Source organism: Shewanella sp. 10N.286.52.C2 (genome assembly GCF_002874545.1).
In the GTDB taxonomy this organism is placed as follows: Bacteria; Pseudomonadota; Gammaproteobacteria; order Enterobacterales; family Shewanellaceae; genus Shewanella.
In genome coordinates this window covers 82467-102353 of the sequence record NZ_MCTV01000005.1, presented here as the reverse complement: position 1 = coordinate 102353, position 19887 = coordinate 82467, and the positions used below count along the sequence as shown (strand labels likewise).

The following is a 19887-nucleotide window of genomic DNA, read 5'->3' as shown; positions in this document are numbered from 1 at the left end:
ACTCCTACTGCTTATTTTTAGTTATTGGTTTTTATGGATAAATTTAGGGTTTTCATAAAGCGCGCTAATGGTTGGTAGTAGCGTATGAGTAAATTGGTTATGACTGAGTTGAGTGACGGGGTCACCTGTGGTGTGTTCTATTTTGACTGCGGCACTGTCAGTAAATTGATTATTAGCCATATCGGTCACTTGCACGCCATGAAGGTATAAGCTGGCTTTGAAGGGATTACGTTTTCCAAGGCCAACCTGATTGATGTGATTATTCACAAATGTAAGGTGAGGGCCGAAGGTACTTTCGTCTTTACCGCCGCGATATAAATTAACCAGTGAGCCTTGAATATGCTCAAACTGATTGTTGTTTACTTGTACATACTCAGCGTTATAAATGCCTTTATCATCAGTCTCTTTATTGAGCCTTAAAATATCACCGCTGATATTGATAAAGTGATTATTGCTAATGACAATATTATTGGCAAAAGCTCGCGCACCTGAGTCAAAAAAGTGAAATGAAGGCTGGTTATCAAGTTGTTTGATTTCACTATTTAATAAGCTGAATCGATAATTGGTTAACATGCCGGAGCTGGTGGTTTTTACCACACTGTTTTCTGCAACATCGTTAGCTGCAATATCGTTACCTGCAATATTGGTACTATTTTTACCGCTAATGACTAAACCATCGAGCTTTAAACTGCCGTTATTTTGAATTTCAAATAGGCTGGATTGGCTAAAACTCAGTTTGGCTTGTTGCTTTACTCGTGCCTTGATGGTGAGCGGCTTATTGATAAGTAACACTTGTTCAAGTTGATATTCGCCGTTATTGAGTGCGATAACATCGCCAGCGCTTGCATGGTTAACGGCTTGCTTAAGCTCTTGCGCGGTTGAAACTGCGATTTGGTTACCTGAATCAAAGGCGATTTCTGGTTCTGTTTTCGGATACCAACTCACGCCAGTTGCGTTTTTTAAAGTGGGAGTGAGTGAGGTCGATATGCCATAGGCGCTTAAGGCGTTATTGCTTGGATATAACAGGCCATTTTCAGCCCGCACGAGTTTAATCGATTGCGCATCAATGCCTTGAGTAATGCTGTTATTGTTAAGCTTATTAGAAACGTTGTTAGTAAAGCTTATCCCTGAAATATCATCAAATATGGCGAATGGTGATAGTTGATTGCGATTAACTAACAGGTTTTTTGAAAACTTAGTTTCTAGCGGCGCAGCAGAGCGTTCAGCATTACTACCTGCAGCTAAATGAATATGGTTTACATCAATAAAACTGTTGTGATTAATATTGGCATTAACCACTTGGTGATAACGATTTAAAGGCGAGTTAGGTACGCCATTCATAATGGTGAAGCCACTGCCAAAGCGATAACCCGTTAAGCCTTCAAAGTAGTTGTTGGTGACGATTTGATCGCGATTGATCACCCGAACGCCGCCAGTGTGCTCTACGCCATTACCTAAAAATACATTGCTGCTTATTTGGTTAGCATTACCATGACGTAGGGTTAAGGTGCCGCGGGATGCAAAAAAGGTGTTGTTACGAATGGTGTTGTTGCCGGACTTAACGGAGATGATTTCTACTTCGCCATCACAGCGGTCAAAGTAGTTATTTTCGATGACAGTTTGCGATGCCGACATGGAATGATGGCTAGTGCCAATGCGGATTGTTTCACCGCCATTGGATCCCAAGGTTGGCCGAGGACCAAAGTAGTTATGATCAATCTGATGATTATTTTGCTGACTTAACGGCGATTTTAATCGCACCGTTAAGGTCACGCCTTTATTACGCTTACCCACTAAATGATTGTGGTCGAAGCGGTTATTTTTACCATACAGCGCCACCCACTGATCAGAATCAAATCGCTCTGGCTTATTGAAGTTGTCGATGACCACTTCAGATACTCGCGAATGATGAGCAAAATCATCATCACTGCTTCTAAAGGCAATCACTTCACGGCTTGGACTGTAGCCATTTTTAAATACTAAGCCGCTTACATGTAAATACTGGCCAGATAAACGCAAATTAGATTGGCCTGATAATATGACTTTGCCTTTGGTTTGCGCTGACAGTGTGATGGGGGCCGCTTTTGTGCCTTGACCTGTAAAGTTGATTTCAAAGTCTTGCCAAATACCGTCAGCCAAGATGATTTCATCACCTGCGACAATATTTTTTATTGTTTGGTTATATTCCACAGGCGTCTTCACTGTGTAAGTGGCTGCATTGAGCGATAAGAAAGGGCTTAATGCCGATAGACACAGCATAAGAGCAATATGTTTTAAGTTTTTATCCTTGCTAGGTAAATATTGATATTGCATTAGTACGCTCATTGTTATTTTTATACTGAGTTTTAGTGTTGTTTTAATCGTAAATAAACTCCTAGCTCAATAGTGGGGTAGGAGTGGCAATGCTAAGTTTCTAATGCGGATTAAAACTTAACTTTCGCGCCAAGGAAGTACTTAGGCCCTGAACGAGAGTAGTCAGAAACTGTGGTGTCATTACCACGAGTCATGATTTGTGGCTCGTCTAGCAGGTTTAGCGCTTTAAGTGATACCGATAAGTAATCAGAGTCTTGCACATAACGGTTTGAACAATCTGGAAACGGCAAGTTATTAGGTTGGAAATAGGACTCACGGTACTTATAAAGCACTGGCAATGCTGCCCAATCACCTTCCCAATACACTGACGCAGATGCCACTTGTGGTGAGAAACCAAATAGATTTGCATCAGGCACAATATTTTGGCTGCCAGTTAAGCTTACTTAACCTTAATGCGTCGCTTATTTTATTAAGTTTCACGTTTATCTCCCCAGATAAAATATTGTATTTAAATGCGAACACAATCCTTTAAACATGATCTTTAAATACAACCTTTCGCTGCATAGAAACTAACCAATGGTCATGGTGCGTGTCAACCATTTCGTGTTACCAATATTAAATTGGCTTTACTTTTTTGTTATTACCAATAACATTAAGGTAACAATGATTACTGCTTGTATGATTGCTGAATTGCACTCTAAAGTGATAAATAGGCTTTGCGTTGAATGACTAAATCGATATGATGTAGGTTATGCAAATTGTTATTTTTTAAAATATTGAAGGACCAAACATGAAAAATAGACGTATGTTTTGGCGCATCGTAGAAGAGATTGAAGCGTCTATTACTCGCGGCGAATATGTACCTGGTAGTCGTTTACCTCCAGAAAGGGAGCTAGCTGAAAAGTTTGATGTTAGCCGTCCAACCATTCGTGAGGCGATTATTGCACTGGAAGTGCGAGAGAAAATTGAAGTTAAAACGGGTTCGGGTGTTTACGTCTTACAATCAGTCAATCAGTCCCAGCTAAAAAACAAAATCAACGCCTTTGAATTAACCCAGGCTAGAGCACTTGTTGAAGGTGAGATAGCGGCACTTGCTGCAAATACTATTACCGAAGAAGAATTGGTAGAGTTAAATAAGACGTTGGTTATGATGGAAAATAAGTCTTATGTAGAAGAAGCAGATCAAATGTTTCATAACATCATTGCTAACTCCACTCGTAACGGTGCATTAATAAAAATGTTTGAAAGCTTGTGGGCATTGCGGGCATCAAGTCCAAAAATTATTGACGACTATGATAGCGTTTGTAGCAAAGACAACCAGAAGACCTTAGATGAACATACTGCCATTTATGAGGCTCTCGCCGCAGCAGATGCTTCAGAGGCGCGCTTGGCTATGCACAAACACTTTAATCGCTTGATTAATGTATTGTTTGATACTGTTGAGGCTAAATCACTTGAAGAAGTGAAACGTAAAAACAGTGAGAAGCGTGATTTATATTCAATTGATAACTTGGTTAACAGATTAAGTTAACCATCAATACACACTTTAAAGGACGCTAAGCGTCCTTTTTTTATGGTTGTAGAGAATTCTGTTTGTTTTTTTGTACAAAATCAGCGGCCAAAGCAAGGGCTGCGGTTAAAGGTTGTCTTTTTTACTCTTATCGCTAATTCAAATCGCTAATTCAAATCACTAATTTAATGACTTAAGCCGAGTTGGTCTAGAGTCTAACCTTGGTGATATTTTACCTTATCAATTAACAAGGATTGTCAGTTTATTGGACATTATATTAAACCTTCGGGATAAGCTTTTATTGATTTACAGTGAAAAAGTGATGATAGGTGCTTAAAAAGCATGTAATTACCTTGCTATCTTAAAAGTTTTTTTATTACTAAATTGTAACAAATTTTCTGAGAATGATATTTGTTTGTATTTTTGGCGTTGGTTACGAAGATCATTTAGCCGGTCTATTGGTATACCAATTTTTTCTGGTGTTATTACCAATTCAATTGCCTTATCTAAGCTTTTATTTAGGGGCTGGTGGCAGCTTATTAGCTTGAATAATAGCGTCTCGGGTTAGTTAATAGCGTTATAATTTGCTATAGGGTGTCATATCAATATCGATTTATTAGGCGCTTTATTTTATAGCCAGTCTTCGATCATTAGCCGTTATGGTAAGCTCGATTGTTACAGCTGGTAATAAACTTACATGAGTAACAACTTAAGTGGTAATGCTCGTCTTGGCGGTTAACTGTTTTGACTCGGCCGAGTAAAGTATCTGTGGGGGAGAAGTATTGAAACTAGGGCCTGATATGACTAACACAGATTAGCGGCACAGATTAACTGCACTGATTAGCCAGAATGAGTCGTTTAACTGTTAGCGCGATTAAGCCTTTAAGTTAAAGGCTTAATCGAAGCTTGAACAAAGGTTGAGTCTGGCAGGGTTTACTTAATTGCTTGTAAAATAACAAACTTACCATTTGACGCCACAGTGTTGCAGTTTTTAAATAAACGCTTCAATTTTACATGGTAAGCCAAATGCCGATTGCCCACGACTTGTAACATGCCGCCAGGGGCTAAACGTTTACGGGCATCAACAAACATCTGCCATGCAATGTGATCGGTTATTGCTTCCCCCTGGTGAAAAGGAGGGTTACACAACACCAAATCAGCCACCATTTCAGCATCTAAGTGGGTTAAACAATCATCCCAATGAAACTGCGCTTTTTCAGCCCCAAAGCCATTTGCTTGCCAATTGTGACGACTCGATGCAACGGCCATTTCTGAGTCGTCTACAAAGTGGATAGTTGCTTGCGGGTAAAGTTGTCCGGCTCGCAGGCCTAAAATACCATTACCACAACCAAGATCTATAACGGTATTAAACTCACCTTCTGGCAAGTTATCTAGCATGATACGAGCACCAATATCGAGCTTGTTAGCGGCAAATACATTGCTTAAGTTACTGATGTTAAGTGATAACTCATCAACAGGCCAGTTGACAGCTTGTGGAAGTTGGCGTTTATTACCGTCAGCAATACAAGTGATTACGCGGGTTTTCTTCCAAGTTAAGCTAGCATTAGCAGCGCCTAAATTTTTCTCAATGACGGCTAAAATCGCTTTATTGATGGTTTTTGCTTTAGCGCCAATGAGTACCTGAGTACCTTTTGGTAAAACCTGAGATAAGCGCTGCAATTGATGAGCAAAATAACTGAGGTTTTTTGGCAGCTTCATTAACACTAGCTGCAAGGTGTCAGGTAATAGCTCACGGCTATGAAAACGCTGGATATTATCTGATGGCAGTTGATTGGCTGCTAAGTTTAACTCAGCCCCCAGTAAACTGGTTTTCGCGTCGGTTTCCACAAATAAAGGCCAGCTTGGCTCAATCGCAACAAGGCCGCATTGCAGCGCCCCAAAATTATCATTAATGATGGCGGTATTAACTGGGCTCGTGTTTGACTGAATCTGGCTTGACTCAATAATATGTTTTATCAGGTGTTCATCGGCGGCATCCCAAGCTTGCAGGTTGGACTCTTGCTGCTTTGGATAGCGAAAAAGTGTTAACTCAATTCCTTCACATGAGAATTGGTTTGCCGTCATTATAATTACCTGTCATCAACATCATCAAAATAGCCGATAATTATCGCAGATAAGCGTTTATTGTGCGAGAGGAACTCAGGGCTTATCTGCAGTTAATCGCCCCGTTTAATCGCCATATCTAAAATGATGACGCCTTACACCCAAATTGCCCTGTGGCGTATTTGTTCGACATAGGCTGATAAGGTTTGCAGCGCCAAGGTGACTGATGCTAGATTACATAGGCAATAGATTAAGCTCAACGCGCTAATAACATTAACATTTACAAAGGAATTGTATGAAAGGTGCAGGTGGAACGTCAGGTGGAATTGGGTCATTTTTTATTGGTTTGATTATGATGTGCGGTGGTTTTTATATGCTACTGAATGCCATTAAAATCACCAGTTCATTTGGTATGGGGCATAGTCTATACAGAATGGGCGGTATGAACCTGACCAGTGGCATGATCATGATCCCATTTATGTTTGGAGTAGGTTTGATGTTTTACAATGCCAAAAATATTTTTGGCTGGATCCTAACCTTTGGCTCACTGGTTGCGCTTATCTTCGGCGTGATTAGCTCAATTAATTTTCGCTTTACCCAAATGAGCGCGTTCGAATTAATTGTTATCTTAGTGCTGAGTGTTGGCGGCTTAGGGATATTTTTACGCTCACTGAAAACCATCGACAGTAACAGCTTGAGCTAATCTACTGTTTTGTTTTACTGCAAGCAATAGTAAAACCCTGCACCATTTTGCAACAATGCTGAGTTCAATAATTGGCTCAGTATTGTCAATGCTATATTTATCTTCATCTGCTTGATTGTTTATTGGTACTATTTGGCTACTTAGTTTTTATTGGTATCTATTTTGACTACTGACTCGCCTTCACAGCCACTTGAACAAAAGCCATCGTCTAAACAAGCATTTCCAGTATTGCCGTGGATTATGACATTTCTGAAGCCTTATCGAATGAGAGTGGTAGCGGCAATTATCTTTTTATTTATCGGCTCATTTGCTTGGTTATCATTAGGCCAAGGAGTGAAGATGATGGTCGATGAAGGCTTTGTGGCTGATAACGCTGGCCGGCTCAATGAAATCGTCTTGTTTATATTAGTGATAACCGCAGTAAGTGGCACGGCGGTCTTTTGTCGCTTTTACTTAATGACTTGGCTAGGTGAGCGGGTTATCGCTGATATTCGCTTGAAAATATATAACCATTTATTGTCATTATCGCCGGCATTTTTTGCCGAGCAGCGCACTGGTGAAGTGATTTCACGCTTTACCGCTGACAGCACGTTATTGCAAAGTGTGGTGGGCAGTAGTTTGTCGATGGCGTTTCGCTCAAGTGTTACCGTGCTCGGCGCTATAGTGATGATGGCGCTGACCAGTATTAAGTTAACGGGCTTAGTGTTACTGGCTGTGCCTATGGTGTTTGTTCCGGTTATTTTTCTTGGTAAAAAAGTGCGTCAGTATTCACGTACCAGCCAAGATAAAGTGGGCGATCTGGGGGCGTATATCGATGAAACCCTCCATGAAATTCATACCGTGCAAGCCTACGGCCATGAAAGTAAAGATCGCTACGTGTTCAATGAGCAAGTTGAAGCTGTGATGACCGCGGCTAAAAGCCGTATTCTCTATCGCTCTATTTTAATATCTTCAGTAATGTTTTTAAGTATTGCCGCTATTGCCTTGGTGCTGTGGGTTGGGGCGCAAGATGTGATGGCGCAAAATATTACCGCTGGTGAATTATCCGCCTTTATGTTTTATGCGGTAATGGCAGCAGGTGCAGTGGCCACCATTAGTGAAGTGTTCAGTGAAATTCAGCGCGCCTCAGGCGCTGCAGAGCGATTAGTTGAGTTAGTGAACACTCCTATTGATTTACCACAAGTTACAACGCCTCAGATGCTACCTGATGAGGTTAAAGGCCAACTGAGTCTAGAGCAGTTACGTTTTGCTTACCCTAGTGTTGCCGATGATGTCATTAAAGGCATTGATTTACAGATTAAGGCGGGTGAAAGAGTTGCGTTGGTAGGAGAAAGCGGCGCCGGTAAAAGTACCTTATTTGAATTGCTGCTACGTTTTTATCAACCTCGCTCAGGCGCTGTTAAGTTAGATGGATTTGATATCTCGCAGTTGAGCTTAAACCAATTACGCGAGCAGTATGCATTAGTGCCACAAGACTCAGTTATTTTCGCCACTAACGTACTTGAAAATGTTCGCTATGGCCGGGTTGATGCCAGCGAAGATGAGGTTATTAACGCTTGTAAAACAGCTAAAGCTGATGAATTTATTAATGAGTTACCTGACGGCTATCATACCTATTTAGGTGAGAGAGGCGTTAAGCTCTCAGGTGGTCAAAAACAGCGCATTGCCATTGCCAGAGCCATATTGGCAGACAGACCTATTCTATTATTAGATGAAGCCACCAGTGCCCTAGATGCGGTGAGTGAAGTGTATGTAAAGCAAGGTTTAGATAATCTGATGCAGGGCAGAACCACCTTGATCATTGCCCATCGATTAGCCACAGTGATTAATGCCGACAGAATTGTGGTGTTAGAAAAAGGCCAAGTCGTTGCTGTGGGCACACACCAAGAGCTAATGCATACAAGTGAAATTTATAACGCGTTTGCCAGCTTGCAATTACTCGCTGACATTGACATAGGGCAAGAATCTGCTTAGCGCTGACTATTTTCAGTTTAGCCAGCGATAAAAAAATGCCTTCAATTGTGAAGGCATTTTTGATGTTGTTACGAATGATATTTCTTTTAAATCATATACCGTGGACTGCTACTTTCTTAACTCGCGGCGTAAGATTTTACCCACAGTGCTTTTCGGCAGTTGCTCGGTAAACTCAATAATGCGTGGAATTTTATAGGCTGTTAATTGGCTGCGGCAATAATCTGAAATTTGCTGTTTGGTTTGCGCTTCATCAATTGAGGGATCTTTTAAAACGATCACTGCTTTAACTGCTTCACCGGATTTTTCATCTTCGACACCGACTACCGCGCACTCAAGCACTAATTCGTTTTGGGATAAAATATCTTCCACTTCATTGGGATAAACATTAAAACCTGAAACGATAATCATGTCTTTTTTGCGATCGACTATTTTGTGAAAACCATCTTTAGTAGCGACTGCAATATCGCCGGTTTTAAAATAACCGTTACGGGTCATGACTTTGGCGGTTTCTTCAGGCTTTTGCCAATAGCCTTGCATCACTTGTGGGCCTTTAACTGCAAGTTCGCCAGCTTCACCTAATGGCACTTCTTCATCGTTTATATCTAATATTTTAACCTCGGTGGCCAATACAGGTTTACCAATAGTGCCTAACTTTTGGTAACCCGGCGCATTTAAGCTCACTACCGGGGCGGTTTCTGATAAGCCATAACCCTCAGATATCATACTGCCAGTAGTTTTTTGCCAAATATTTGCCGCAGCACTTGTCAGTGCTGTGCCGCCAGAGAGCGTAATGGTTAACTTACTAAAATCCAATGCTTGAAATTCTGGTTGGTGGCATAGGCCAACAAATAAAGTATTAAGCCCTGCAAAGCCAGTAAACGGATAACTGGCCATAGTCTTTATTAAGCCTGCAATATCGCGTGGGTTAGGGATTAGCACTGAGCAGCTGCCAGATTCAAAATACAGGACTAAATTCACCATAAAGGCATAGATATGATAAATCGGTAACGGCGCGACAAAAATGTCCTTGCCTTCAGTCATAGTGCTGGCAATACGCGATTTTACTTGGCCTGAGTTAGCCAACATATTGCGATGACTTAGCATGGCACCTTTTGATAAGCCCGTGGTGCCGCCAGTGTATTGCAGCGCGGCTAGATCTTCTTGCTGAGGTTTGTAAGGACTAAAGCTTGATTGTTCACCTAAGGCGAGCATGTGGTTAAATTCGACTTTTGCAAAAGGGGTGTCGGCTTGAGGCTGAGGATTAATTAAATCCAGTGCATGGGTGCTGATGACTAATTCAATATCAGTTTTCGCAACTACATTATTTAATGTGGGTAATAAGTCAGATAACACCACCAAGGCTTTTGCGCCGGAATCATTAAACTGATGGATTAGCTCACGTTCAGTATACAGCGGGTTAGTGTTGACTATGATTAGCCCCGCACGAATTGCACCGTATGCGGCAATCACAAATTGAGTGATATTTGGCAACTGAATCGCGATGCGATCCCCAGGTTTTAGCTGACTATGGTTTTGCATGTAGGCGGCAAACTGACGTGAAGCAAGTTCGAGTTCTTTAAAGGTGGTTTGTTTCCCCAAACAAGCATAAGCCACATTATCCCCATAACGTTGGCAAGTTTGTTCGATCAAATCTACCAATGAATCATATTGCTGTAGATTGAGTTCTTTATCTGCGTCATACCCCATGCTTATCCCCTTTGTTGTTTTTTTGCTGCATTTCAAACAGGCGTTTAGATTAGAGTGGTTTTAGTTAACAGGTCAACAACATTCTATAGCTTTGTAAAATTATAGTATTAAAAAGAATGGAGTTTTTGCTCTATAATGGCTGATGGTTAGCATTATCTATTCGTTCAGTTTTGATGGTTTTTTGAACTAGAAAGGTGTTCTTGAGCCTCATGGTTAATTGGTTTGTAAGTATAAAGTCAGCGTTATCAACTGCCTTGCTATTCATTTAGTTAGTGTTTTAGTCTTTTACTCTGTTATTACCTCGAAATGCGTAGATTGTTTTGAGAGGTAATCGAAATTGTTCGCAATTAGCTTGCATTTGTTATAGAAATGTAACTGAGATGATGTATTTCATTTTGGGAGAGACGATTTTTAATCATATGTTTATGAATAAAAATGAGTCACAAGCAAAAATATAATAAATAAAGAGACCACATGATGACCAATCTAAAGAAAACAACCAAGTTTGGCTTTAGCTCATTAAGCCTCGCAATTACAGTAGCATTGACTGGTTCAGTCATGTCTACTCAAGTCGCAGCTGCGGAAGAAGTTGCAGACAATGTAGAAAAAATTGCTGTTGTAGGTAGCCGCGCTGCACCTCGTTCAGTGGGTGAGTCCCCTGTACCTATCGATATCATTAGCGCTGATGATTTAAGGAAGAATGGCTCTACCGACATGATTGATATGTTGGTCACCTCAGTACCATCATTTAACTCGCGCGCTCAGCCGATTAGTGATGCTGCAACCCTTGTACGCCCAGTCAATTTACGTGGATTGCCTTCAGACAGTACTTTAATCCTTGTTAATGGTAAGCGACGTCATCGTGCTTCTGTCATTGCATTCCAAGGAGGTGGCATAAATGATGGTGCTCAAGGGCCTGACATTTCGGTGATTCCAAGTATTGCGTTAAAGCAAGTTGAAGTGCTGCGTGATGGCGCCGCGGCGCAATATGGTTCTGATGCCATTGCAGGTGTAATGAACTTCCAATTAAAAGATAGCGCTGAAGGTGGCTCTGTCTCTGTTTCTCACGGTGAATATTATGAAGGCGATGGTGCAACGACAACCGTGGATGGCAACATCGGATTGCCGTTAACAGATGCTGGCTTCGTTAATATTAGTGCGCAATACAAAACTGCTGATGCAACCAGTCGCAGTGTACAGCGCCCTGATGCTGCGGGTTTAATTGCGGGAGGAAACACATTCGTTAATGATCCTGCCCAAATATGGGGTAACCCAGAAATTAAAGATGATTACACTGTATTTGCGAATCTTGGCTTTGACTTTAATGACAAGCACAGCCTTTATGCATTTGGTAACGTATCGTCAAGAGATGCTGTGGGTGGCTTCTATTACCGTAACCCCCATAACCGTGGCAATGTTTACTCCCTTGATGGCGGCGAAACCTTGCTAGTGGGGGCAGTAAATGGCGATCCATCAACATGTGATGTTGTGCCTGCAAATGTACCTAATGTACTTGATACCCCTGAATATGCAGCAATGGTTGCAGATCCTAACTGTTTCTCAATGAACCAAGTGCGCCCAGGTGGTTATACCCCTCAATTTGCTGGGACCATTGAAGATATGTCTTTCTTCTTAGGTTTTGAAGGCGAATTTGGTGAGTGGGCTTATGATGCCAGTGCAGGTACCGGTGCCAACAAAGCAAGTTTTAGCTTAAGGAACTCGCTTAACCCTTCTTTAGGTTTAGCGGCTAACCCTGAAGATACTCAAACTGATTTTGATACCGGTGCTTACGAGCAAGTTGAAACCACAGTCAACCTCGACTTCTCGCGTTATTTCACCATTGGCTCAATTGAAGATATTAGCTTTGCAACGGGTTTTGAGTGGCGTGAAGAGTCATTTGAAATTACTCAAGGTGAAGAAGCTTCTTGGTTAGCTGGCCCATACGCAGATCAAGGTTTCAATATTGGTTCCCATGGCTTTAAAGGTTTTGGTCCTGAAGCTGCGGGTAAAAACTCTCGAACCAATATTGGTATTTATGCCGATGTTGAAGCGTATTTAACTGATGATTGGTTATTGGGTTTAGCGCTGCGTTATGAGGACTTTTCTACTTTCGGCGATACCTTAAATTATAAGATTTCAACCCAATACTCAGTGAATGATTACTTGTCAATTCGTGGCTCACACAGCACTGGGTTTAGAGCGCCAACAGTCGGTCAAGAGAATGTGGTTAACACTCAAACCTCGATTGTAAACGGTGATTTGATCCAGACATTTATTGCTCCACCAACGGATCCATTAGCGGCATTTTATGGTGGTGAAGTTTTAGAACCGGAAGAATCCATCAGCTATGCGTTAGGTACGGTATTTGAGTATGAAGACTTTTTCTTAACGGTTGATTACTACAATATTGAAGTGACAGGTCGTCTGGCGCAGTCAAGTCAAATTGAAGTACAAGCGGATGATTATGATGCGTTAAGAGCGGCGGGAGTAGAGTTTCCTGAGTTAATTTCGGCGGTTACTTATTATACCAATGACTTTGATACTACAACTCAAGGTATTGATATTGTGGGTTCGTATGAAACAGAGCTGATGTCTGGTGACTCAATGTTCAGTCTTGCCTATGGCTGGACGGATACAAACGTTGATAAGTTTGATCCAGATACTACTGACGAAGGTAAAGTGCGTCGTTTAGAAGATGGTATTCCTGCTCATCGTGCGACCTTAACGTGGAATCAAACCTGGGACGATTTAAACGTATCGTTACGTGGTAATTACTTTGGTGAATACTATGCAACCCATGCTGATGATACGTCTGATTGGGGTTCTGAAACGGCAGATTCTGCTTTCACTGTTGACCTTGAAGTGAGTTATACGGTAGTTGATGCATTAACTATTTCAGTGGGTGCGAATAATATCTTCGACCAAGAAGCTCAAAAGCTTAAAGACGGTACTTTAGGTGCTCTAGGTGCAGTTTACTATGAAAGTGGTCCATTCGATTATAACGGTGGCTTCTACTACGGTAAGTTAACTTACAGCTTTTAAGCGTTTAACTTGAACAAGAAAGACTGCATCTGCAGTCTTTTTTTTGCGATAAATTTATTGAGTTGAACTTGCTAAACACTAATCGAATCAGTTAACCGCATCTAAAGTATCAAACAATGATTCAATGGTGAGCACTGTTGGCAGCTTAACCCCTTGTGGGTACTTAGGGCCGTAAACTTTATTGAATGGCGTACCCATGCCGCCTTCATTGGTTACATAGGTTTCGATAAGTGCATTAGGTTCAGTCCAATTGCCTTGCATTAAAATGATATTATCTGCAGTAAGTACATTAACGACTTTTTCTCTATGGGTGACATTGGCTTGGTTGGTTCGACAAGGCAAGCACCAGTCCGCGTATACATCCACAAATACAGTATAGCCTTGCTCAACTAAAGGCGCTATTTGGCTTGGGTTAAGCGTTTGCCACTGCAAGCGTTTATAAGCAATGTAATCTTCATCTTTTTGTAAAAAAGCATACACCCCGCCAAAACATAAGGTCATAAAACTAAGTAACACGATGATCGCAGTAGGAATATTATTCCCTTTTATTTTTAGGATAATCAGTAAACCGATACCGGTTAATAGTAATCCAAGTAATATTGGCAGCAATAAGGCCATAGGATGTGTTCTCAGTTAATTATGCAGAAGATATAGGCGACTATATCAAGTTTTACTTAATTTGAGGTTAAACCCATGTTGTCAGTGGTCATTCATGGTAACGTTACGCCTTTATTAAACTGCAGATAATTAAATGAATATAATCATCTGTATTTAATTGTAAGAATATTCACTCATTAATGATTTGGGAAATAAAATGGCGTTTAGTACGTGGTTAGGTCTATTGGCTATCTGTTGTTTAGGAGCCATGTCTCCAGGTCCTAGTTTAGCTATGGTGTTAAAACATACTTTATCTGGTGGGCGATTACATGGTGTTGTTTGTGCCTGGGCACATTCAATAGGTATTGGTGTTTATGCTTTGGTGACCTTATTAGGGCTTGCAGTGGTGCTAGAAAAGTCGCCAATTGTGTTTAACGGTATTGCGATTCTGGGGGCGCTTTATTTGGCCTGGATGGGGTTTCAAGCACTAAACTCTAAAGGTGGTATGGAGCAAAAGCTACAAGCAGGAGTGCCAGCATCTTTACTTGAGGCTGCAAGAGACGGTTTAGCGATATCATTATTTAACCCAAAGATTTTATTATTCTTTTTAGCATTATTTAGTCAGTTTGTGCTTGCAGCTGAAACCATGGCAGGTCAAACCGTTATTGTGCTAACGCCCTTGGTTGTTGATGGGCTTTGGTACACCCTTATTGCCGTGGTGTTATCCCATGGGCCGATCTTAAATCGGTTACGAAACAAAGCGGCATTGATTGATAAGTTATCGGGTGTGGTACTTATCTTGCTGGCAGTTCGGGTGTTGATAAATCTATTTTAAATAGTATTTATTACAGATAGAGAGAACAAAAAAGCCATCTTGCGATGGCTTTTTTTGGTTAAAGCAGTTGTTAGTTCTTAAATACTTGTACTGAATCGTCTTTCTCTACAACGGCCTCTTCTGATGCCTGCTGGCTTCCTGGTGGGTTCTTTATATGGTCATTTAAGTTTTCACTTAACATTCCTTTGAACTCCTCAGAAAACCACTCTAAGGCATTATCTTTTTCAGCTTCTAAATTTGAAGACTTAATTGCAGCTTCAAATGCATTGTAACGTGCTGCAGCAAAGCGAAGGGCAGTACCGACTTTGCCAATATCGTTTTCTTGCTGGCTAAGTTGGTTTGCTAGCGCGATAAATTGATCAGCAATTTGGTACATTGTTGTTTCAGTTTTTTCTTCTGACATATTTTCCACTTTTTAGTACTGGTTTAATTGCAATTAGTTTACCCACTTTAAAACTTAAATTCAGGTAAAAAACCATTGAGCTTGCGGATTCGATCCAATTATTAAGCAATAACGTCATTTTAACTGTCTGGGTCAGAGTCAGTGATCACTTGACCATTTCGAGAGTCATAGTAAATAGATAAAGTCGTTAGAGAGTTATAAAAATAGCGACATTGATCAGGATTTATATAGGTGGCTTGGTAATCTGATACGTTTTCATCGGCAGTGGTGGAAACACTGGGGGCATCTTGTAGTACGGTTTCCCATACCGATATACAATCAGCGACGTTGTTTAGCCTTGGTGATGGCTCAAACGGAGGCCAGTTTTGTGCTGGATATCCCCACTCATTAATATCTAATTGGCCATCAGTACCGGCATTTTCAAATATTGGCAGATTATCAGCAGGGCCTGAATAGCCTAACGCAGCCCATTTTATATGCGCGAGGCTGATACCGGTTGCGAAGCTGCCGCCAGTGGCTTTTACATTTGCCACATGCGCATCTTGTTGAAGGTTGATAAACTTAGGCAAAGCGATGACGGCTAAAATAGCCAGTATAATAATGACGACAACCAGTTCAATAAGCGTAAACCCAGTTTGAGTTATTTTGAGCTTTTCAATTTGCATTTAGGCATCTTTAGTAATGTGTTGTTAAATAATTGTAGATTGGTTTAGGGGTTATAGGTAGGTATGAGATGAAATATGCGAATTGGCAGCAGCTGTTTAATGAGCAACAACAGCAAGGCTATTATATTGAATTAATGAATTTTTTAGCGACAGAGCGCCAGCAAGGCAAGGTGATATACCCTCCAGAAAATGAGACCTTTGCAGCTTTTGATCTAACGCCATTGAAGCAGGTAAAAGTGGTTGTATTAGGGCAAGATCCTTATCATGGGGCAGGGCAAGCTCACGGTTTATGTTTTTCGGTACAAGCTGGAGTGAAAACGCCGCCTTCTTTGGTAAATATCTACAAAGAGCTTAAGCAAGATATCAGTGGTTTTATCATTCCCGAACATGGCAACCTAACGGCTTGGGCTAAACAAGGGGTGTTATTGCTTAATACGGTATTAACCGTTGAAGAAAGTAAGGCTCATTCGCACTCAAAAGCGGGCTGGGAGCATTTTACTGACCAAGTAATGCAATGCCTTAATCAACAAATTGAACCTATTATATTTGTGCTGTGGGGCGCTCACGCGATAAAAAAAGGCCGCTGGATAACCTCACCTCAGCATCATATTCTTTCAGGGCCGCACCCGTCGCCGTTATCGGCTTATCGTGGGTTCTTTGGCTGCAAACATTTTTCAATTATTAATCAATTATTAGTGGCAAAAAATAGTGCGCCAATTGATTGGCAAGTGTAGGTCTTAGCAATAAAAAATGCACTTGATAGCAATCAAGTGCATTTTAATATTCAGTAACAGCTTAGTTTAGTGGTTTTTAGTTATTACGCTGAACTGAAATCTTAGCTAATGAGATAAGCGCGGTTTTGTATTCGCTATCAGCAATTGGCGCTAATGCCGCAATGGCTTTATCCGCTTCTTCATCGGCTTTTTGTTTGGTGTACTCTAATGCACCTGAATCTTTTAAGGCTGCGACGATTTCGTCGATAGCTTTGGTGCCATCTCCATTTTCAATTGCGTCTTTGATCAGCGCTTTAGCTTCATCATTACCGTGTGCCATGGCATAGATTAGCGGTAAGGTAGGTTTCCCTTCGGCTAAGTCGTCACCAATATTTTTACCTAGCTCATCAGCATCTGCAGTGTAATCAAGCAAGTCATCGGTTAGTTGGAATGCGGTACCTAAAAATTTACCGTATTCACCTAATGCGTGTTGTTGCTCTTTGCTCACATCTGCAATAACACCTGTGAGTAAGGTCGCGGCTTCGAATAATTTAGCTGTTTTGCAGTAAATCACTCGCATATAATTCTCTTCGGTGGTTTCAGGGTCATTACAATTCATTAATTGTAAAACCTCGCCTTCGGCAAGAATGTTAGTGGTGTCAGCCAGTACGCGCAGTACTTTCATGCTATCTAACTCAGTCATCATCTGGAATGAGCGAGTGTATAAGAAGTCACCAACAAGCACGCTAGCGCTATTGCCAAAAAGGGCATTAGCGGTTTTACGGCCACGTCGTAAGGTTGATTCATCAACAACATCATCATGTAGTAGTGATGCCGTATGAATAAACTCTATAATGGCAGCTAACTTTAGGTGTTCTTCACCTTTATAGTCGATAGCACGAGCGGCTAAAACTGAAAGCAATGGACGTAGTCGTTTACCACCGCCATTGATAATGTAAAAACCGAGTTGGTTTATTAATGCAACATCAGACTCAAGTTGTTTGTAAATTAACTGATTTACGGCTTGCATGTCGTTATCAGCTAGTTGACGAATGGCGTTTAAATCCATAATGGTCTCTAGTTATTAGGCTACCGGACAAAATTATATTGCCCACTATATAAGGTTCAAATTGTATATTAACAAATTTTACCGAATTTTCATGCTTTAGGCAGCTTTTGTTCTTAGATAGTGGGAGTTAAGCCGAGCTTTTTTTATTGATTCAAATTTAACGCTTGCCAGAATGCAAATCTTGCCGTAGAATCCGCGCCCATTGTCATTAAAAGTTTTTAGCACCCGGTATCAACATAACAATGAACCGGAGTGTTAGTCCATTTGGAGTGAAATAGCTATGTACGCTGTTTTTCAAAGTGGCGGAAAGCAACATCGTGTTGCTGAAGGTCATACAGTTCGTTTAGAAAAAATTGAAGTTGCTACTGGTGAAACTGTAGAGTTTGATCAAGTATTATTGGTTGCTGATGGTGAGAACGTTCACGTTGGTGCACCTCTAGTTGCAACTGGTAAAGTTGTTGCTGAAGTGGTTAGCCACGGTCGCGGTGAGAAAGTAACTATTCAAAAGTTCAATCGTCGTAAGCATCACGAAAAGAAAATGGGCCATCGTCAATGGTTCACTGAAGTTAAAATCACAGCGATCAGCGCATAATTTAGGAGTCTAACTCATGGCACATAAAAAAGCTGGCGGTTCTACTCGTAACGGCCGCGATTCGGAAAGTAAACGTCTTGGTGTTAAGCGTTTTGGTGGTGAATCAGTTGTAGCTGGTAACATCATCGTTCGTCAACGTGGTACTAAATTCCACGCTGGTGTAAACGTAGGTATTGGTCGTGACCATACTTTGTTTGCATTAACAGACGGTAAAGTTAAGTTTCAAGTAAAAGGTCCTAATAACCGTAAGTTTATTAGCATCGAAGCTTAATCTAGACTCTAATCAGTCTTTGAAAGCCCCGCCTTCTGGCGGGGCTTTTGTGTTTTTTTACTTCATTGTTGATTTAGTTAGCTAGACTTTAGTTTATTAAAAATTAGTGGATTAAATTTACGTGCGGTATTTGCGATGTTTTGCATCGTTGATTATTTATTTTGCAGTAAGCGATTTATGGTGATTGTATCTTCTACGCTTCCCTGCACATCTCAATCTTTTGAGGTTATAATTGACACATTAAGTGGTGTCAGGAGTATGTATGAAGTTTATTGATGAGGCTAAAATCAGAGTTGAAGCGGGTGACGGTGGCAGTGGCTGCGTTAGCTTCAGACGTGAAAAATATGTGCCAGACGGCGGCCCTGATGGTGGTGACGGCGGTGATGGTGGTAGTGTATTTTTAGTCGCAGATGAAAACATGAACACGCTTATTGATTTCCGTTTTGTCAGCTCGCATATTGCTGAGCGTGGTAAAAATGGACGTGGCCGTGATTGTACCGGTCATGGCGGTGAAGATTTAATGCTTAAAGTACCTGTGGGTACGCGTGCTGTTGATTTCGATACTGAAGAATTATTAGGTGATTTGACTACCCATGGCCAAAAGTTACTTGTGGCTAAAGGTGGTTTCCACGGTTTAGGTAATACGCGCTTTAAAAGCAGTACCAACCGTGCGCCGAGACAGAAAACATTAGGTACGCCTGGTGAAGTACGTTTCTTAAAACTGGAATTATTGTTACTTGCTGATGTCGGCCTATTGGGCTTACCAAATGCAGGTAAATCAACCTTTATTCGTGCGGTATCTCGTGCAACACCAAAAGTTGCTGATTATCCGTTTACGACACTAGTACCAAACCTTGGTGTGGTAAGTCCACGACCTGGGCAAAACTTCGTTATCGCCGATATTCCTGGCTTGATTGAAGGTGCCTCAGATGGTGCTGGTCTTGGTATTCGTTTCTTGAAGCATTTGGAACGTTGTCGTGTGTTATTACACATCATCGATATCGATCCTATTGATGGCAGTGATCCGGTTGAATCTGCGCGTTCAATTGTGGCTGAACTTGAAAAGTATTCACCAAAGCTTGCAGCTAAGCCACGTTGGTTAGTCTTTAACAAAATCGATTTATTGCATGAAGATGAACTTGCAGAAAGAATGGATCGCATTGTTAAGGAAATGGATTGGAAGGGTGACATTTACACTATGTCAGCATTCAACCGAACGAACACTAAAGACATTAGCTTAAAACTATTAGATTTCATCAATTCACTTCCTCCTGAAGATGAAGGCACTAGCCCAGATGATGAAGTTGAGTTTAAATGGGATAACTACCATGAAGCTAGCGTTGAATCGGTAAATGAAAATTACGACGACGACTTTGATGATGACTTCGATGACGATGACTACGATGTGGAAATCATTTACCAACGTTAA

The 19887-nt window shown here is 41.1% G+C and carries 17 protein-coding genes; 9 read left to right on the top strand and 8 right to left on the bottom strand.

Annotated elements, in window-relative coordinates; translation table 11 throughout:
• Positions 1-21: 21 nt before the first annotated feature.
• Both BCU94_RS02945 and BCU94_RS02940 read right to left on the bottom strand, forming a co-directional pair.
• Positions 22-2313: a polysaccharide lyase 6 family protein gene (locus tag BCU94_RS02945; RefSeq protein WP_241904949.1), complete on the bottom strand. Its 2292-nt coding sequence runs from the start codon at positions 2311-2313 to the stop codon at positions 22-24.
• A 110-nt stretch (positions 2314-2423) separates the two neighbouring features.
• Complete coding sequence (locus BCU94_RS02940) at positions 2424-2729, bottom strand: hypothetical protein (protein WP_102475576.1); 306 nt, start codon at positions 2727-2729, stop codon at positions 2424-2426.
• Positions 2730-3103: 374 nt separating this feature from the next.
• Here BCU94_RS02940 and BCU94_RS02935 point away from each other — a divergent pair, with 374 nt between their 5' ends.
• On the top strand, positions 3104-3844 hold the full coding sequence (locus BCU94_RS02935; protein WP_102475575.1) for a FadR/GntR family transcriptional regulator: 741 nt from the start codon (positions 3104-3106) through the stop codon (positions 3842-3844).
• A gap of 912 nt (positions 3845-4756) precedes the next feature.
• Here the strand turns inward: BCU94_RS02935 and BCU94_RS02930 are convergent.
• Positions 4757-5908, bottom strand: coding sequence for a methyltransferase (locus BCU94_RS02930; RefSeq protein WP_102475574.1), 1152 nt, complete (start codon positions 5906-5908; stop codon positions 4757-4759).
• 274 nt (positions 5909-6182) lie between these two features.
• Between BCU94_RS02930 and BCU94_RS02925 the strand changes: the two genes are divergently transcribed.
• Positions 6183-6590 (top strand): hypothetical protein, encoded by a 408-nt coding sequence (locus tag BCU94_RS02925; RefSeq protein ID WP_102475573.1) that lies wholly within the window; start codon positions 6183-6185, stop codon positions 6588-6590.
• Positions 6591-6818: 228 nt separating this feature from the next.
• A complete protein-coding gene (locus BCU94_RS02920; protein WP_277869668.1) occupies positions 6819-8564 on the top strand; it encodes an ABC transporter transmembrane domain-containing protein in 1746 nt (581 codons plus the stop codon).
• A gap of 108 nt (positions 8565-8672) precedes the next feature.
• Here BCU94_RS02920 and BCU94_RS02915 read toward each other — a convergent pair whose 3' ends face one another.
• Complete coding sequence (locus tag BCU94_RS02915) at positions 8673-10271, bottom strand: AMP-binding protein (RefSeq protein WP_102475572.1); 1599 nt, start codon at positions 10269-10271, stop codon at positions 8673-8675.
• Positions 10272-10745: 474 nt separating this feature from the next.
• Here BCU94_RS02915 and BCU94_RS02910 point away from each other — a divergent pair, with 474 nt between their 5' ends.
• Positions 10746-13313: a TonB-dependent receptor gene (locus BCU94_RS02910; RefSeq protein ID WP_102438881.1), complete on the top strand. Its 2568-nt coding sequence runs from the start codon at positions 10746-10748 to the stop codon at positions 13311-13313.
• 87 nt (positions 13314-13400) lie between these two features.
• Here BCU94_RS02910 and BCU94_RS02905 read toward each other — a convergent pair whose 3' ends face one another.
• On the bottom strand, positions 13401-13931 hold the full coding sequence (locus tag BCU94_RS02905; protein WP_102475571.1) for a thioredoxin family protein: 531 nt from the start codon (positions 13929-13931) through the stop codon (positions 13401-13403).
• Between the two features lie 196 nt (positions 13932-14127).
• Between BCU94_RS02905 and BCU94_RS02900 the strand changes: the two genes are divergently transcribed.
• Positions 14128-14745, top strand: a complete 618-nt coding sequence (locus BCU94_RS02900; protein ID WP_102438877.1) for a LysE family translocator — start codon at positions 14128-14130, stop codon at positions 14743-14745.
• 70 nt (positions 14746-14815) lie between these two features.
• On the opposite strand, the gene BCU94_RS02895 is transcribed toward BCU94_RS02900, so the two are convergent.
• Both BCU94_RS02895 and BCU94_RS02890 read right to left on the bottom strand, forming a co-directional pair.
• Positions 14816-15148: a DUF3144 domain-containing protein gene (locus BCU94_RS02895; protein WP_102438875.1), complete on the bottom strand. Its 333-nt coding sequence runs from the start codon at positions 15146-15148 to the stop codon at positions 14816-14818.
• A 119-nt stretch (positions 15149-15267) separates the two neighbouring features.
• A complete protein-coding gene (locus BCU94_RS02890) occupies positions 15268-15813 on the bottom strand; it encodes a prepilin-type N-terminal cleavage/methylation domain-containing protein (protein WP_102475570.1) in 546 nt (181 codons plus the stop codon).
• A 68-nt stretch (positions 15814-15881) separates the two neighbouring features.
• Between BCU94_RS02890 and ung the strand changes: the two genes are divergently transcribed.
• Positions 15882-16547 (top strand): uracil-DNA glycosylase, encoded by a 666-nt coding sequence (ung, locus tag BCU94_RS02885; protein ID WP_102475569.1) that lies wholly within the window; start codon positions 15882-15884, stop codon positions 16545-16547.
• A 76-nt stretch (positions 16548-16623) separates the two neighbouring features.
• Here the strand turns inward: ung and ispB are convergent, their stop codons facing one another.
• The gene (gene ispB / locus BCU94_RS02880; protein ID WP_102438869.1) at positions 16624-17595 is read right to left on the bottom strand and encodes an octaprenyl diphosphate synthase; all 972 of its coding nucleotides are present in this window, start codon (positions 17593-17595) and stop codon (positions 16624-16626) included.
• A gap of 280 nt (positions 17596-17875) precedes the next feature.
• Here ispB and rplU point away from each other — a divergent pair, with 280 nt between their 5' ends.
• The 3 genes from rplU (at position 17876) to cgtA (ending at position 19887) form a co-directional block, all read left to right on the top strand.
• The gene (rplU, locus tag BCU94_RS02875) at positions 17876-18187 is read left to right on the top strand and encodes a 50S ribosomal protein L21 (protein WP_076541221.1); all 312 of its coding nucleotides are present in this window, start codon (positions 17876-17878) and stop codon (positions 18185-18187) included.
• A 16-nt stretch (positions 18188-18203) separates the two neighbouring features.
• Positions 18204-18458: a 50S ribosomal protein L27 gene (rpmA, locus tag BCU94_RS02870; protein WP_055024328.1), complete on the top strand. Its 255-nt coding sequence runs from the start codon at positions 18204-18206 to the stop codon at positions 18456-18458.
• A gap of 262 nt (positions 18459-18720) precedes the next feature.
• Positions 18721-19887, top strand: coding sequence for an Obg family GTPase CgtA (gene cgtA / locus BCU94_RS02865; RefSeq protein WP_076541219.1), 1167 nt, complete (start codon positions 18721-18723; stop codon positions 19885-19887).

Excerpts from the sequence above, each read along its gene's own strand:
- cgtA (WP_076541219.1), top strand. The coding sequence starts at position 18,721 with ATGAAGTTTATTGATGAGGCTAAAATCAGAGTTGAAGCGGGTGACGGT.
- BCU94_RS02945 (WP_241904949.1), bottom strand. The coding sequence starts at position 2,313 with ATGCAATATCAATATTTACCTAGCAAGGATAAAAACTTAAAACATATT.
- BCU94_RS02925 (WP_102475573.1), top strand. The coding sequence starts at position 6,183 with ATGAAAGGTGCAGGTGGAACGTCAGGTGGAATTGGGTCATTTTTTATT.
- BCU94_RS02935 (WP_102475575.1), top strand. The coding sequence starts at position 3,104 with ATGAAAAATAGACGTATGTTTTGGCGCATCGTAGAAGAGATTGAAGCG.
- BCU94_RS02900 (WP_102438877.1), top strand. The coding sequence starts at position 14,128 with ATGGCGTTTAGTACGTGGTTAGGTCTATTGGCTATCTGTTGTTTAGGA.
- rpmA (WP_055024328.1), top strand. The coding sequence starts at position 18,204 with ATGGCACATAAAAAAGCTGGCGGTTCTACTCGTAACGGCCGCGATTCG.
- ung (WP_102475569.1), top strand. The coding sequence starts at position 15,882 with ATGAAATATGCGAATTGGCAGCAGCTGTTTAATGAGCAACAACAGCAA.
- rplU (WP_076541221.1), top strand. The coding sequence starts at position 17,876 with ATGTACGCTGTTTTTCAAAGTGGCGGAAAGCAACATCGTGTTGCTGAA.
- BCU94_RS02915 (WP_102475572.1), bottom strand. The coding sequence starts at position 10,271 with ATGGGGTATGACGCAGATAAAGAACTCAATCTACAGCAATATGATTCA.
- BCU94_RS02890 (WP_102475570.1), bottom strand. The coding sequence starts at position 15,813 with ATGCAAATTGAAAAGCTCAAAATAACTCAAACTGGGTTTACGCTTATT.
- BCU94_RS02930 (WP_102475574.1), bottom strand. The coding sequence starts at position 5,908 with ATGACGGCAAACCAATTCTCATGTGAAGGAATTGAGTTAACACTTTTT.
- BCU94_RS02905 (WP_102475571.1), bottom strand. The coding sequence starts at position 13,931 with ATGGCCTTATTGCTGCCAATATTACTTGGATTACTATTAACCGGTATC.
- BCU94_RS02910 (WP_102438881.1), top strand. The coding sequence starts at position 10,746 with ATGATGACCAATCTAAAGAAAACAACCAAGTTTGGCTTTAGCTCATTA.
- BCU94_RS02895 (WP_102438875.1), bottom strand. The coding sequence starts at position 15,148 with ATGTCAGAAGAAAAAACTGAAACAACAATGTACCAAATTGCTGATCAA.
- ispB (WP_102438869.1), bottom strand. The coding sequence starts at position 17,595 with ATGGATTTAAACGCCATTCGTCAACTAGCTGATAACGACATGCAAGCC.